The following is a 13,980-nucleotide window of genomic DNA, read 5'->3' as shown; positions in this document are numbered from 1 at the left end:
TGGCCACTACAATTCCCCTTCCACCCGGTCCGCAGGCAGCGGCGCGAGGAATTCAAGCCGGTTGCCGAAGGGATCGCGCGTATGGAAGCGCTCATAGCCTTCAAAGCTGGTGCGTTCGCTGAAATCCACCGGGCAGCCCAGCGCGCGGATGCGTTCGGCCATGGCTTCCAATTCCTCGCGGCCGGCCACCAGCAGCGCCGGGTGCGCCTTTGCAGGCGGCTCGAACTCCGGGTCGACACCCAGGTGCAGTTCCGAGCTGATCGAGCCCTCGTCATAGGCGCGGAACCAGCACCCGCCGCGGCAGCGCAGCGCCTCCGGCTTTAGCACCTCGGTGAATTCCAACGCGCCGGCGTAAAACTCGCGGGCGAGCTGCTCGCTACCGGGCTGCATCGACAGCTGCACGTGATGGAGTTTCATCGGCGGTGCCTACGGGTTGCGTTGTCTGGCTAGCCGTCGAGCTCTGCGACCTCGACCAGCCCGCGGCGGGTCGGCACCGGTGCCACGTGGGTGCCGGCGGTCGAGACCAGCTGGACCTCAAGCAGGCGCGGGGCGTTGCCCTGCGCGGTGTGCAAGATCCACGGACCGACCATCAGGTAGGAGTGGTCGTTTTCCGCCTCGGTGACCACGCCGGTGACCAAGAAGTCGCCGTAGGGTTCCTGGCTGAAGGAGGCAACCACCAGGTCGCCGTGCGTCAGGTCCGCCGCCTCGACGGCCTGCGGCTCGAAGCTGCCGTCGAATTCCGCGGGGAACGCGCGCACGTCCTTGTCCGGCTGGCGTACCGCGCTCTCCTCGCCGTCCGACCCCTTGGCGGTCTTCTTGGCCGCGGCGGCGTTCAGCCCGCCGACCATCAGGTCGTCCAGCACCGTGGCGTGGGCCTGCCCGCTGATCAGGAAGTTGCCGAAGCGCGCGGTCTTGTAGAGCACCGAGACGACGTCGCCCGCCGACACCGTGCCGAAGGCGGCCTTCATGCCTGCCACGTCGCGCTTGGAGGGTCCCTTGATAAAGGTGTCCACTGGTACTCCCGTTCCTGCTTGTCCTGCGTTCTCTGGCTTAACCCTATTCGACCCCCGAATCGGTGGCGAATCAGCGCCTTGCGCGCCCCGCGGCATGCGGTAGGCTGAAGCGGCCGGCCAAAATTCTGCCGCGCAAGTAGTCTCAAGCACTTGTTTCACAGCTAAGCTGGTGTGGTGGACATACTAGAACGCTATGCACCGAATGAAAACCTCCGCCGGGACGAGGCCGCGCTGCGCGCCGCCGACATCACCTGGCACTTCGCCGAGGTCCAGCTGGATCTTTCCAACGCGGTCGACCCGGCCGCCACCAGCTACCAGTCGGTCACGACGCTGAACTTCGACACCGCCAGCGGCGAGACCTTTGTGGACTTCATCCACGAGTCCGTGCAGGAGGTCCTGGTCAACGGCAATCCGATCGACCTGGACGACGCAGTGCTCGACGCCCGCATCTACCTGTCAGGGCTGCGCACCGACGCGCCGAACACCGTGAAGATCACCGGCAAGGCCATCTACTCGCGCTCCGGCGAGGGCCTGCACCGCTTCGTTGACCCGCAGGACGGCGAAACCTACCTCTACACCCAGTTCGAGCCCTCCGAGGCCCGCCGCGTCTTCGCCTGCTTCGAGCAGCCGGATTTGAAGACCAGCTACCGCTTCACCCTGACCGGCCCCTCGGCCTGGCACCTGGCAAGCAACCAGCCGATCGTGGACGAGGTCTTCCACGAGAACGGCACCAAAACCGTCGCCTGCTCCCCCACCCCGAAGATCTCCTCCTACATCACCGCCGTGCTGGCAGGCCCGTACCACGTGGTGCGCGACGAGCACGTGCAGCAGCTGGCCGACGGCGAGGAACTGGTCATCGAGATGGCAGCCACCTGCCGCGCCTCGCTGGCCGAGCACTTCGACGGCGAAGAGATCCTGGAGCTGACCAGCCGCGGGCTGGCCTACTTCCACGAGCTGTTCGACTACCCCTACCCGTGGGGCAAATACGACTCGGCCTTCGTGCCCGAGTACAACCTGGGCGCCATGGAAAACCCCGGCCTGGTCACCTTCACCGAACGCTACGTCTTCACCTCGCACGCCACCGAGGGCCAGCACGAGCAGCGCGCGAACACCATCATGCACGAGATGGCGCACATGTGGTTCGGCGACCTGGTCACCATGAAGTGGTGGGACGACTTGTGGCTCAAGGAGTCCTTCGCGGACTACATCGGCACCCTGGCCAACGATGCGGCCACCGACTTCACCACCGCGTGGACCACTTTCGCCGCCCGCCGCAAGGCCTGGGCCTACGTGGCCGACCAGATGCCGACCACCCACCCGATCGTCGCCGACATTCCCGACCTGCTGGCAGCCGACCAGAACTTCGACGGCATCACCTACGCCAAGGGCGCCTCCGTGCTCAAGCAGCTGGCGGCCTTCGTCGGCGCGGACGCCTTCCGCGACGCCGCGCGCAGCTACTTCCGCACCCACGCCTACGGCAACACCTCGCTGGATGACTTCCTGCAGGCACTTGAATCGGCCAGCGGCCGCGACATGGGCCAGTGGGCCGACGCCTGGCTGAAGACCAGCGGCGTGCCCAAGCTGCGCGTGGACTACGCGGTGGACGAGGCAGGGCTGGTCACCGAGGCGACCCTCGTGCAGTTCGGCACCGACCCGATCAGCGGCGAGCCGATCCGCCGACCGCACGTGCTGAGCGTCGGCGCCTACACCCTGGACGAGGGCGCGCTGACCCGCAGCGCGGTGCAGTCGGTGGAGCTTACCGGCGAAAGCTCGCCGCTGGACTTCCTGGTCGGCCAGCCGGCTCCGGCCTTGGTCCTGCCCAACGACGGGGACGAGACCTACGCGCTGATAGAGTTCGATCCCGCCTCCAGGGCCACGCTGCTGGCGAACCTCTCCGGCCTGACCGATTCGCTGCCGCGCGCCACCTGCTGGGCCTCGCTGTGGGATGCGGTGCGCTCGGCCACCCTGGTCGCGCAGAGCTACGCCGGCGCGATCCTGGACCACGCGCACACCGTCGCCGACGCCGGCGTGTTCGGCGTGCTCACCGACCAGCTGGTGTCCACGATCTCCCGCTACGCCGCGCCGGAACTGCGCGCCGGGCTGCGCGACCGCGCCGCCGCCGTGCTGACCGGCTGGCTCACCCGGTTCGAGGCAGGCAGCGACCAGCAGATGACCACCGCCCGCACCCTGGTCAAGCTGGCCCGTGCAGGGGTGGCCGGCGAGGTCGTCGACGCATTCCTCGCAGAGGGCGAAAACCAGTACGCGGTTCCCGTGGACGAGCAGCTGCTCTGGGACTCCTACGTGGCGCTGGCGGCCTCCGGCCGGCTGGACGAGGCCGCCGAGCAGCGTATGCACGCCGCCGCGAAGGCCAACCCGACCAGCGTGGCGCTGAACGCGGTGCGCACCGCGCTGGCCGCCCGCCCGGACGCCCAGGTCAAGGAGCACGCCTTCGACACCGTGTTGATGGCCCGCGACGAAGACGGCGCGCTGTCCAACGACGCGCTCTCGGCGGTGGCCCTGGGCTTCTCGATGGGCTCGGCCTCGCTGCTGGCCCCGTTCGAGCAGCGCTACTGGGCGGCGATCCAGCCGGTCTTCGAGACCATGAGCATGGAGTTCGCCACCCGCGTCATCGAGGGCCTGTACCCGATGAACCAGGACCTGGAGGGAGCGATCGAGCAGAACACCGCGCTGGCCGATGCCACCGCATGGCTTGAACGCCACGATGGCGCCCCCAAGGCCCTGCGCCGCATCCTCATCGAGGAGCGCGATGCGCTGCAGCGCGCGCTGAACGCCCAGGCCTTCAGCCGCACCAGCCGGTAGCAACCCGCCAGCCTCCGGACCTTGCGCTGAGCACTCAGCGGCAACGGCCCGGGGCTGGCGTCAATTTCATCCGCGCACGCGCCGACAAGCCCTGGTTGCGAAGTCGTCAAGCGCAGCGATCACTTTGGGTGCGATCCACGCCCTCTGCCCGTTGACATGGCCCGCGGCCTTCAATGCACCCGCCTGCTCAAGGCGTTCGATACTCCGGTAGGCGGCACTGGAGGATTGGCCGATGGCGTGCATGAGCAGCTGGGCGGTCATGGCCGGTTCGCGGAATATCAGTTCCGTTGCCTGCTTCAAGCCTTCGCCGGGTGGCCGAAGGAACCCCGCAAGAACCTGTTCGCGGACATTTCGGATGTCCGCGGCCAGCTTCCTGCCGTTGCCAGTCGCCCTCAAAGTGGACTTAGCGAACATATCCACGACGGGTTCGATGTCGCCCTCGCGGTAGGCTCCGAGTGCATCGAAATATGCCGCGGTATCGGTGAGCAAGCTGGATGACACCGGAATCGTGACCTTTTCGGTAACTCCCTTGTTCCTCAGCATCGACCCGACCAGTGCGCGGCCGGTTCGACCGTAGCCGTCCGGGAAGGGATGGATGGTCTCGAACTGCGCATGGGAAATGGCCGTCTGCGTCAGCGCGGGAATATCATCACGTTGCATGAACCGCACCAAATCGGCGATGCCCGGGCCGACCCTGTCCTCGTGCGGAGGAACAAACATGGCTGAATGCGGGGAATTCCCGCCGATCCACACCGCTTCAGCGCGGTAGCGTCCAGCTAGCTGGGGCTCGAAGCTCTCAAGCAGCCCGCGGTGCATGGCCAGGATGTTCTCGCTGCAGAGGTTTTCCGCGAGGTCGATTGCCGCCGACATGGCGGAAATATTGGAAGCGACCCAGGCAGCATAGACGCTGGAGCGGTCCCCCAATTGAGCGAAGGCCAGGCGCCGCGCGCCAACGGTCAGGTTCTCAATCTGCGAGCTGGCTGCAGACTCGCTTCGGAGCAGCAGTGCGGCAAACGGTGCGGCGGCATCACCCAGATCACGGTCGAAGCGAACGGTCTCGATCGTGGCTTCTTCGACCAGCGCAGAGGTTCGCCCTGAAACCCGCGGGTCGCAATCCGCGATCTGCGGAACAACTGCGGCCCTAGAGGGGCCGCGGGCGCACAGTCGCTACCGGGCCAATGCGTCGCATCCGCAGCTACCAGCCACGCGATCTCCTCAAAGGCAAGAGCTGGCCATGTGGGACGGCATTTCACCCTGGATTCCGGACCGCGGTGAACGGACCATTGGCTAGGCACCTTCCAAGATCTGGGAATGAACTTCGCCTACATTCCCACAAATCACAAAATGCGGGAATACAGGCGGCTCCATTCCCAATGGCCCCCCAACGAATTCCGCGCCCGGCGTCGCGTCCGGGTTACGGAACCCTGGCCGTCCACTGCTCGGTGTCGAACTTCGTCGCGGCCAGTTCGCGGGCTGCCTGGCGGGACTTCTCGTCCAGTTCGGCGCGCACCGCGCCGGTGCGCTGCGCGAAGGTGTCCATCATGACCTCGATGATTTCCCCACGGGTCAGCTGCGTCTGCGACTTCAGCGGATCCACGCGCTTGACCGCGGAGGTGATGCCCTTGTCGGAGATCTTCTCGCGCCCGATGCGCAGCACCTGGGTCATCTTCTCGGCGTCGATGTCATAGCTCATCGTCACGTGGTGCAGCATGGCCCCGTTGGCCAGGCGCTTCTGCGCGGCGCCGCCGATCTTTCCCGCCGCCGTCGCGATGTCGTTCAGCGGCTTGTAGTGTGCGGTGATGCCGATCTTCGCCAGCGCTTCCATGACCCACGAATCCAGGAACGGGTAGGAGTCCGCGAAGCTCATGCCGTCCACGAGTGATTCCGGGGCGTAGAGCGAATAGGTGATGCAGTTGCCGGCCTCCATGAACATGGCCCCGCCGCCGGAAATGCGGCGCACCACCTTGATGCCGTGATGTTCGGCCTGCTGGCTGTCGACCTCGTTGCGCAGCGACTGGAACGAGCCGATGACCACGGCGGATTCGTCCCAGTCCCAGAACCGGATGGTGGGCTTGCGCTCCCCCTTGGCGATCTGCCGGGTCAGCACCTCGTCCAGGGCGACCTGCTCGGCCACCGGTATGATCTCCGGGCCCAGGATCTGCCAGTCATGGTCTTCCCACTTGGTGGCGTGGCCCAGCGCGCGGCGCACCACCCGGGCCACTGCATCGGCATCAAAACCGAACATCACCGCGCCCTCGCGCAGTCTTGCGGTGACCGCGTCGCGGATGGTGGAGTGGCTGGCATCGGTGCGCAACCCGGTGAGAGCTGCATTCAGGTCTTCCAACGCGTCATCGGGCTCAAGGAAGAAGTCCCCGTTCAGCGAAGCGGCGGTGATCACCTCATCCGCGGTATCCAGATCCACAACGACCAGTTTGCCGCCGACTACCTTGTATTCACCGTGATGCATCATGCAGCTATTCTATCCCTGAGCACCAGCTCGACGAGCGGTTGGGCCTTGGCGCTCACGCGGTGAGGCGCACCGCGGTGCGTCCGCGCACGAGGCCTGCGAGGATCTCTTCGGCCCGGTCCAGCACCTGCTCGAGTTCGATGGTGGTGCTCATCCCTGCAAGCAAGCTGAGATCGAGATCCTCGGCCAGCAGCTCCCAAGCCCGGGTCCGGGTGGCCAGCGGCGCGCTGACGGTGTCGGCCCCGGCCAGGGTGACATCGCGCAGAATGTGCGGGAAGACGGTAATGGACAGCTCCGCGCTTTGGGCCATGCCGCAAGCGACCACCAGTCCCCCGTACGAGGTTTGGGCCAGCACGTTGGCCAGGGTGGTGCCCCCGGCCACGTCGATCGCGGCGGCCCAGAGCTGTTTTTGAAGTGGGCCGCCAGCGTCGCCGGCCAGCGTCGCGCGGTCGATGATCCGTTGCGCACCGAGCTCCTTAAGGTACGCTGCTTCCTCGTCGCCGCGCCCGCTGGAGGCGACCACCTGGTAGCCATGGCGGGCAAGCAGCGCGCAGGCGATCGAGCCCACGCCGCCGGCTGCGCCAGTGACCAGGACCTCGCCGTCGCTGGGAGCCACTGCCGAGTCGAGGATTTTCTGCACGGCGATCGCGGCCTCGAACCCTGCCGTGCCAATCGCCGCGGCTTGATGCGCGGCGAGCGTGCCGGGAAGCCTGACGAGGAAGTCGGGTGCGACCCGCGCTTGCTCTGCATACCCGCCATGGGTGCTTTCGCCAATCCCGGACCCGTTGAGGATGACGGTGTCGCCGGAGTTCCACTCGGGACTTTCCGACCGGGTGACACGTCCGACAATATCGATTCCAGGGATCAAAGGCCAGGAGCGCGCAATGCCCTGCCCGGTCAGGGCGAGCCCGTCCTTGTAGTTCAGGCTGGAGTACAGCACGTCTAGTTCGACGGGGCCGGCAAGAAGGCCCGGATCGGCATCCGTGAGATGCGCCGCGGCGCCCTTGGACTCGATGAGCAGTGCGCGCATGTTCTACTCCTGTTGACTTGCTACCCGGTCGGTGCATGGATCATGTGGTTATCCGGGCCCTGTCGCGCCGAAGCATCCAACGGGGGCCCAGGGCCGATAAGTCCGGCAAGCACCACGATACGACGACTCTAGCCAATGGCCGTTGCCTCGGGCAACCTCCCCGGCTGATTGCCCGGCGAGCATGCGGCTAATCCCGGGACGCCTTGGAGAATGCGGGCATCTGCGGTTAAAGCAGCAACGGCGTGCTTCCAGAAAATCTGGAAACACGCCGTGAAAGCCTGCGAGGGGCGAAGAATTACTTCTTGCCGCCGAAGCCCTTGAAGCGGGCGTTGAAGCGCTCGACACGACCGGCGGTGTCCATGATGCGCTGCTTGCCGGTGTAGAACGGGTGCGAAGCTGCCGAGATTTCGACGTCGATGACCGGGTAGGTGTTGCCGTCTTCCCACTCGATGGTCTTGTTCGAGGTAGCGGTCGAACGGGTCAAGATCTTTTCGCCGGAAGCCAGGTCGTTGAAGACAACTGGGCCGTACTGCGGATGGATATCAGCCTTCATAGCTATACACCTTTTTGTTTGTGGCCACTGGATTTTGCCAGCAGCTGATTACTCGGAAAATTGCGCCTGCGCACGGCCCACCGGGTGGATCGAAACACACAGACATTCCATCTTAGCTCACGCACCGGGCTGGGCAAAAACCGCTCAGCGTGGCGAAGAGCACAAATGCCAGAAGGCGATGGCGCTGGCGGCGCCGACGTTCAGCGAATCCACCGCGCGGTGCATCGGAATGATCGCTGTCGTGTCGACCGCCGCCAACGCCTCGTCGGTCACTCCGCGGCCTTCGTTGCCCAGGATCATCGCTGCCTTCTCGCCCGCTGACAGCTGGATCTCGTTCAGCGGCACGGCGTTTTCGGTCAGCTCCATGGCGAGCATCCGGTAGCCGTGGACGCGCAGCCGCTCGATGTCCTGAGGCCAGGATTTCAATCGGACCCAGGGCAGGTCGAACACGGTGCCCATGGAGACGCGGGCGCTGCGCCGGTACCAGGGATCAACGCATTTGGGGGTGAGCAGCACCGCGTCGATGCCCAGGCCCGAGGCCGAACGGATGATCGCCCCGAGGTTCGTGTGGTCCGCGATGTCCTCCAGGATCGCCACCCGGGAGCTGGCGGCCAGCACCTCATCGAGGTCCAGCGGAGCCGGGCGGTTCATCGAGGCCATGGCGCCGCGGTGCAGGTGGAAGCCGACCAGGTCCTGCAGCTGCGCGTCGTCGCCGATGAAGATCGGCGCGTCAGGGAAGCGGTTGAACTCCGCCACGAGCTGGCCCAGGTGCTTCTGCGCGAGCAGGAAGCTGCGTGGGGTGTGTCCGGCGTTGATCGCGCGCTGCACGACCTTGGTGCTCTCGGCGATGTACAGGCCGTTTTCCACGTCGGTGCGCATGCGCAGGTGCGCCTCCGACAGGCGCAGGTACTCGTCCAGCCGCTCGTCCTGCAGGTCCGCGACGTGCAGGATCCGCTCGGGGTTCAGGATTTCTTCGGGGAACTCAGGCACCGGCCACCAGCTTGTAGACCATGTTCGCCAGGGCCACAAGGCCCAGGATGACGATGACGGTGCGCAGCCAGCCCGGGGAGAGCTTGCGTCCGACCTTGGCGCCGATGAACCCGCCGATCAGCGAGCCGACGGCGATGAGCAGCACGATGATCCAGTGGATGCGCTCGGGCGCGATGACCAGGTACATGACCGCCGCGACCAGGTTCACGATCAGCGAGAGGATCACCTTGATCGCGTTGGACTGCTGCAGCGAGGCCTGCAGGAAGACGCCGAACACCGCCATGAGCAGCACACCCTGCGCGGCGGTGAAGTAGCCGCCGTACACGCCGATGACGAACACCAGGATGTACAGGATCAGCGGGATCTTCGCCTTGTCCGCCGCGTCCGGGTCGGTGCCGCCCTGCGCGGCCTGCCGGGTTTTGGCCCAGGCGGCCAGCCGCGGCTGGAAAATCACCAGCACCAGGGCGCACACCAGCAGGATCGGGGCGACCACGCCGAACACCGATTCGGGCAAGTTCAGCAGCAGCAGCGAGCCGATCAGGCCGCCGACCAGGGAGACCGGAACCAGTTTCAGCAGCGTGCCCTTGACGCTGGCCGCCTCGCGACGGTAGCCCCAGGCGCCGGAAAATCCCCCGGCGACCAGGCCCATGGCGTTGGAGACCACCGCGTTGACCGGGGCGATGCCCAGCGCCACGAGGATCGGGAAAGTCACCAGGGTGCCCGAACCTACGACGGTGTTGATGGTTCCGGCCCACAGCCCTCCGAGGAAGACCAGGGCTTCACGCCAGAATTCGATCATGGTGCGGTACTCCCTTAGGTGCGGTGTCTCTTAGCTGCGCGCGAACGCCGAGAAGCGGCCGCCCTCGCGGCGCAGGGCCAACGGCATGGAATAGGTGGCTTCGAGGTTCTCCTCGGTCAGCGTCGCCTCGATCTCGCCGGCGGCGACCACCTGGCCCTCGCGCATCATCAGGATGTGCGTGAAGCCCTCGGGGATTTCTTCCAGGTGGTGGGTCACCAGCACCAGGGCCGGGGCGTACTCGTCGGCTGCAAGCTCGCCGAGCTTGGCGACCAGGTTCTCGCGCCCGGCAAGGTCCAGGCCGGCGGCCGGCTCGTCGAGGATCAGCAGCTCCGGGTCGGTCATCAGGGCGCGGGCGATCAGCACGCGCTTGCGTTCGCCCTCGGAGAGCTTGGAGAAGGACTGGTTCATGAAGGTGGACATGCCCCAGTCGTGCAGCAGGCCGAAGGCGCGGCGCTCGTCGAGCTTCTCGTACTTCTCGCGCCAGCGCCCGGTCATGCCGTAGGCGGCGGTCAGCACCACATTCAACGCGGTCTCCCTGCCGGGGATCGAGTTGGCGACCAGGGCCGAGCTCAGGCCGATCAGCGGCCGCAGCTCGAAGACGTCCACGCGGCCCAGGGTCTCGCCCAGGATGCCCGCGGTGCCCCGGGTGGGGTGCATCCGGGTGGAGGCAATGTTCATCAGGGTGGACTTGCCGGCGCCGTTCGGGCCGAGCACGATCCACCGCTCGCCCTCGTTGACCTGCCAGGAAACGTCCTTGAGCAGGTCTTTACGCCCGCGCACCACGCTGACATCATTGAAACTTAGCACTTCGCTCATGGTATTTAAGCCTAGACTTCCGACCCTGCGAATCACTAATTAGCTTCGTCTTTAACGCCGTGCGAGCCCGGGGCCGGCCGCGGCCATGCCCGACTATGACGTTGGCTACACCAGCGGGTGCCCGGGCTCGCGACGTCATTTTTGGTCGCACGGCGCACGCCGACGAAAATGGAACCATGGCCTCTACCCTTGTTTTCGTCTCCCGCCCCTTGCTGCCCCGCAACGTCTTCGACAGGCTGCTGGACGGCGCCCGCGCCGCCGGGCTGGTCCCCGCCGGCGCTGAAGTCTCGATCCGCACCAGTTCCGAGCGCCTGGTCGCCAAGGTGGCGCTGGACGAGTCCCGGAGCGCTGGGGCGCGGCAGGCAGCCGCAGAGTACCTTGCCGCTCAGGTGGCCGCCGGAACCGTGGCCGAGTCCGACGTGTGCCTCGCCGTCGTCGACGCGGCCCTGACCGGGGCCACGCAGCTGCTGCTGGTCATGGATGTCGATTCGACCCTGATCAAGCAGGAAGTCATCGAACTGCTGGCCGCCCATGCAGGACGCGAAAAGGAAGTCGCCGCGGTCACCGAGGCCGCCATGCGCGGCGAGCTGGACTTCGCGCAGTCGCTGATCCAGCGCGTGGCCACGCTGAAGGACCTGCCGGCCACCGTGCTCGGCGAGGTGGGCGAACGCATCATCTTCTCCGACGGCGCCCGGGAACTGGTCAAGCGCTTCCACGCCGCGGGGCACAAGGTCGGCGTCGTCTCCGGCGGATTCCAGCAGATCCTGGACCCGCTGGCCGAGGAACTGCAGCTGGACCACGCGCTGGCCAACACCCTGGGCATCGAGGGCGCGGTGCTGGACGGCACCGTGCACGGAAAGATCGTGGACCGCGCCACCAAGGAGGAGATGCTGCGTTCCTGGGCGGCCGGGCACGGCATCGACATGGCCGCCACGATCGCCGCCGGCGACGGCGCCAACGACCTGGACATGGTCACGGCCGCAGGCCTGGGTGTCGCTTTCAACGCGAAGCCGGCCCTGAAGGAAAAGGCCGGGGCCCAGATCAACTTCTCGCGCCTGGACGTCATCGCCGACCTGGTTCTGGACGATCTGAACTAGGCCAAATCCAACAAGTCGATAACGATTAGCCCGGAAAACGCTGGTTATCGGCTTGTTGGTTGTTCCAGCCGATAGTATTTCAGGTGACGCAACCCTTGACCCAGGCAGCTTGTCGGGGTATGTGCCGTAATCTGACCGCTTTTCGAAAGAGCCAATAGACCAGTGCAGACCCCAACACCGGAGAATTCATCCAACGTCGTCCAGCCCGCCACGCCTGCCGGAAACCCCAAGGACGGCAAGCGCAAGAGCACGGCCAAACCGTGGATCATTGCCGGTTCGTGTGTTGTCGCGGCGACCGCCGCCTACTTCGGCGCGGCGGCCTTCATCAGTTCCCAGGTTCCGGCGAACGCCACGATCGCTGGCGTCAACATCGGTTCGCTGAACCAGGACGAAGCGCGTACCGCCCTGGAGAACCAGGTGGTGCCGCTGGCGCAGGAGCCGATCGAGACCACCGTCAACGGCAAGGGCTACGAACTCGACCCCGCCAAGGCTGGATTGAGCCTGGATGTCGAGCAGACCATTGCGGACCTGACCGATTTCGAAGCCAACCCCGTGAAGCTCTATGAACGGCTGACCGGAGACTTCTCCGCCGAGGCGGTCATCGACGTGGACCAGGACAAGCTGACGGCCCAGCTTGGGAAGCTGGCGGCCAAGGCCGACGCCAAGGTCACCGAGGGCACCATCACCTTCAAGGACGCCCAGGCAACACTGTCCAAGCCCGTGGACGGGGTCGCCCTGGACGTCGAGAAGTCCGCCGAGAAGATCGCCACCGACTGGGAAATCGCCGGTCCGGCCATGGAGCTGCCGGCCGAGGTCACCAGCCCGGAGGTCTCCGCGCAGAAGCTGCAAGCCTTCTACGACACGCAGGTCGCCTCCCTGCTGAAGAAGGACGTCACCCTGGTTTCCGGGGACAAGAGCACCGCCATCTCCCCGGCCTCCATGGCCGCCGCCGCGAGCTACTCGGCCAAGGACGGCGAGCCGCAGCTGGCGCTGGACGACGAGAAGCTCTACCTCGCGGCCACCAAGAACTCGGATCTCTCCAGCACCGCCAAGGATGCGAAGATCGTGCTCAAGGGCGGCAAGCCGACCATCGTGAAGTCCGTGAAGGGCATCTCGCTGGAAACCAAGGACCTGGGCGCAAAGGTGCTGGCCGCGAGCCAGACCGAAACGCGAAAGGCCGAGGTCGCGATGGCCGAAAGCGATGCGGACTTCACCACCGCCGACGCCGAAAAGCTGGGCATCAAGGAGGAGATCGTCGAGTTCTCCACCCCCTATCCCGCCTCGGACACCGTGCGCACCAAGAACCTGAAGGCGGGTTCTGCGCGCATCACCGGAACCATCGTGAAGCCGGGCGAACGCTTCTCGCTGCTGCAGGCGCTGGGCCCGATCACCACCGCCAACGGCTACTACAGCTCCGGCGTGGTGGAGAACGGCTTCAGTTCCGAAGCGGTGGGCGGCGGCCTGTCGCAGATCTCCACCCAGATGTACAACGTCGGCTTCCTGGCCGGCTACGACGACATCACCCACAAGCCGCACTCGCGCTGGTTCGACCGCTACCCGGCCGGCCGCGAAGCCACCCTGTGGGAGGGACAGGTCGACATGATCTGGGAAAACAACACTCCCTACGGCGTGATGATCGAAGCCTGGGTTTCCGGGGACGCGGTGCACACCCGCCTGTGGTCCACCAAGTACTGGAAGGTCACCCAGGACAGCTCCGGCAAGTACAACCAGACCGACCCGAAGACCGTGCACAACAAGGCCGAGAAGTGCATCCCCGAATCGGGCGGACGCAAGGGTTTCAGCATCGACATCACCCGCTACCGGGAAACCGTCGACGGTTCCAAGAAGCTGCCGGCGGAGACCAAGTCCTGGACCTACAGCCCATGGAACAAGATCGTCTGCGACTAGGCACCATCGTGCAGGGGCCGCGACTTCCGCCACATCGGCGGGAATCGCGGCCCCTGCTGCGCGTCGAGCGTTCTCAGGCGAACAGCGGCGACACGACCACTACCAGCGGCAGCACGCTGGATGAAACGGTGCCATTGAGGCTGCCGCCGCGCGGCTTCCAGTAGCCCATCGCGTCCGCGGCGGCCATGGCCAGGCTGGCCAACAGCATGTACCAGCAGAAGCACAGCACCACCACGGTGCCCGCCAGCGGGTCGCCCCAGCGGATCATCGCCAGGCCCGCGATCGCTCCCAGGGCCGAGAGCAAGTTGCGCGCCCCGATGCAGAAGGACCACAGCTTCACCGAATCGGCATGTTCCGGATCGACGCTCAGGAACTTGGCCACCTTGGGCCGCCCGTAGAAGAACATTTCCAGCGGCGCGACCACGATCAGGATCAGCGCGCTGACGAGGGCCGCAAGCTGCCCCGCAACATTTAGTGTTTCCATGGC

General features: G+C 65.9%; 14 protein-coding genes. 4 read left to right on the top strand and 10 right to left on the bottom strand.

Annotation, left to right across the window (positions count from 1 at the left end; translation table 11 throughout):
- Window positions 1-6 precede the first annotated feature (6 nt).
- Entirely contained in the window at window positions 7-417 is a 411-nt protein-coding gene (locus tag C1H84_RS00130; protein ID WP_113606218.1) for a VOC family protein, read from the bottom strand.
- Between the two features lie 29 nt (window positions 418-446).
- On the bottom strand, window positions 447-1,013 hold the full coding sequence (locus C1H84_RS00125) for a hypothetical protein (RefSeq protein WP_113606217.1): 567 nt from the start codon (window positions 1,011-1,013) through the stop codon (window positions 447-449).
- Window positions 1,014-1,187: 174 nt separating this feature from the next.
- Between C1H84_RS00125 and pepN the strand changes: the two genes are divergently transcribed.
- The gene (pepN, locus tag C1H84_RS00120) at window positions 1,188-3,833 is read left to right on the top strand and encodes an aminopeptidase N (protein ID WP_113606538.1); all 2,646 of its coding nucleotides are present in this window, start codon (window positions 1,188-1,190) and stop codon (window positions 3,831-3,833) included.
- 66 nt (window positions 3,834-3,899) lie between these two features.
- On the opposite strand, the gene C1H84_RS00115 is transcribed toward pepN, so the two are convergent.
- On the bottom strand, window positions 3,900-4,703 hold the full coding sequence (locus C1H84_RS00115; RefSeq protein WP_244910767.1) for a Fic family protein: 804 nt from the start codon (window positions 4,701-4,703) through the stop codon (window positions 3,900-3,902).
- A 54-nt stretch (window positions 4,704-4,757) separates the two neighbouring features.
- Between C1H84_RS00115 and C1H84_RS18435 the strand changes: the two genes are divergently transcribed.
- Window positions 4,758-4,931: a hypothetical protein gene (locus tag C1H84_RS18435; protein ID WP_244910766.1), complete on the top strand. Its 174-nt coding sequence runs from the start codon at window positions 4,758-4,760 to the stop codon at window positions 4,929-4,931.
- Between the two features lie 316 nt (window positions 4,932-5,247).
- On the opposite strand, the gene lplAB is transcribed toward C1H84_RS18435, so the two are convergent.
- The 6 genes from lplAB to C1H84_RS00085 form a co-directional block, all read right to left on the bottom strand.
- Entirely contained in the window at window positions 5,248-6,303 is a 1,056-nt protein-coding gene (lplAB, locus tag C1H84_RS00110) for a lipoate-protein ligase LplAB (protein ID WP_113606216.1), read from the bottom strand.
- Between the two features lie 52 nt (window positions 6,304-6,355).
- Entirely contained in the window at window positions 6,356-7,330 is a 975-nt protein-coding gene (locus C1H84_RS00105) for an MDR family oxidoreductase (protein ID WP_113606215.1), read from the bottom strand.
- Between the two features lie 295 nt (window positions 7,331-7,625).
- Window positions 7,626-7,883: a type B 50S ribosomal protein L31 gene (locus C1H84_RS00100; RefSeq protein WP_047119068.1), complete on the bottom strand. Its 258-nt coding sequence runs from the start codon at window positions 7,881-7,883 to the stop codon at window positions 7,626-7,628.
- 144 nt (window positions 7,884-8,027) lie between these two features.
- Entirely contained in the window at window positions 8,028-8,873 is an 846-nt protein-coding gene (locus C1H84_RS00095; protein WP_425323551.1) for a TrmH family RNA methyltransferase, read from the bottom strand.
- Entirely contained in the window at window positions 8,866-9,672 is an 807-nt protein-coding gene (locus C1H84_RS00090) for a sulfite exporter TauE/SafE family protein (RefSeq protein WP_047119060.1), read from the bottom strand. The genes C1H84_RS00095 and C1H84_RS00090 overlap by 8 nt, the downstream gene beginning before the upstream one ends.
- 30 nt (window positions 9,673-9,702) lie before the next feature.
- Window positions 9,703-10,488: an ABC transporter ATP-binding protein gene (locus C1H84_RS00085; RefSeq protein ID WP_113606214.1), complete on the bottom strand. Its 786-nt coding sequence runs from the start codon at window positions 10,486-10,488 to the stop codon at window positions 9,703-9,705.
- Window positions 10,489-10,664: 176 nt separating this feature from the next.
- Between C1H84_RS00085 and serB the strand changes: the two genes are divergently transcribed.
- Window positions 10,665-11,585 (top strand): phosphoserine phosphatase SerB, encoded by a 921-nt coding sequence (gene serB / locus C1H84_RS00080; RefSeq protein ID WP_053798038.1) that lies wholly within the window; start codon window positions 10,665-10,667, stop codon window positions 11,583-11,585.
- Between the two features lie 162 nt (window positions 11,586-11,747).
- A complete protein-coding gene (locus C1H84_RS00075) occupies window positions 11,748-13,493 on the top strand; it encodes a VanW family protein (RefSeq protein ID WP_113606213.1) in 1,746 nt (581 codons plus the stop codon).
- Window positions 13,494-13,566: 73 nt separating this feature from the next.
- Here C1H84_RS00075 and C1H84_RS00070 read toward each other — a convergent pair whose 3' ends face one another.
- A complete protein-coding gene (locus C1H84_RS00070; protein ID WP_113606212.1) occupies window positions 13,567-13,977 on the bottom strand; it encodes a DUF1304 family protein in 411 nt (136 codons plus the stop codon).
- Window positions 13,978-13,980: the final 3 nt, after the last annotated feature.

Source organism: Glutamicibacter soli (assembly GCF_003309065.1).
In the GTDB taxonomy this organism is placed as follows: domain Bacteria; phylum Actinomycetota; class Actinomycetes; order Actinomycetales; family Micrococcaceae; genus Glutamicibacter; species Glutamicibacter soli.
Note: the sequence above shows the minus strand (reverse complement) of the source record. Positions and strands in the feature narration are given on the sequence as shown.

Coding starts and splice junctions, on each gene's coding strand:
- serB (WP_053798038.1), top strand. CDS start 10,665: ATGGCCTCTACCCTTGTTTTCGTCTCCCGCCCCTTGCTGCCCCGCAAC.
- C1H84_RS00070 (WP_113606212.1), bottom strand. CDS start 13,977: ATGGAAACACTAAATGTTGCGGGGCAGCTTGCGGCCCTCGTCAGCGCG.
- C1H84_RS00105 (WP_113606215.1), bottom strand. CDS start 7,330: ATGCGCGCACTGCTCATCGAGTCCAAGGGCGCCGCGGCGCATCTCACG.
- C1H84_RS00100 (WP_047119068.1), bottom strand. CDS start 7,883: ATGAAGGCTGATATCCATCCGCAGTACGGCCCAGTTGTCTTCAACGAC.
- lplAB (WP_113606216.1), bottom strand. CDS start 6,303: ATGATGCATCACGGTGAATACAAGGTAGTCGGCGGCAAACTGGTCGTT.
- C1H84_RS00115 (WP_244910767.1), bottom strand. CDS start 4,703: ATGTCGGCGGCAATCGACCTCGCGGAAAACCTCTGCAGCGAGAACATC.
- C1H84_RS00130 (WP_113606218.1), bottom strand. CDS start 417: ATGAAACTCCATCACGTGCAGCTGTCGATGCAGCCCGGTAGCGAGCAG.
- C1H84_RS00090 (WP_047119060.1), bottom strand. CDS start 9,672: ATGATCGAATTCTGGCGTGAAGCCCTGGTCTTCCTCGGAGGGCTGTGG.
- C1H84_RS00085 (WP_113606214.1), bottom strand. CDS start 10,488: ATGAGCGAAGTGCTAAGTTTCAATGATGTCAGCGTGGTGCGCGGGCGT.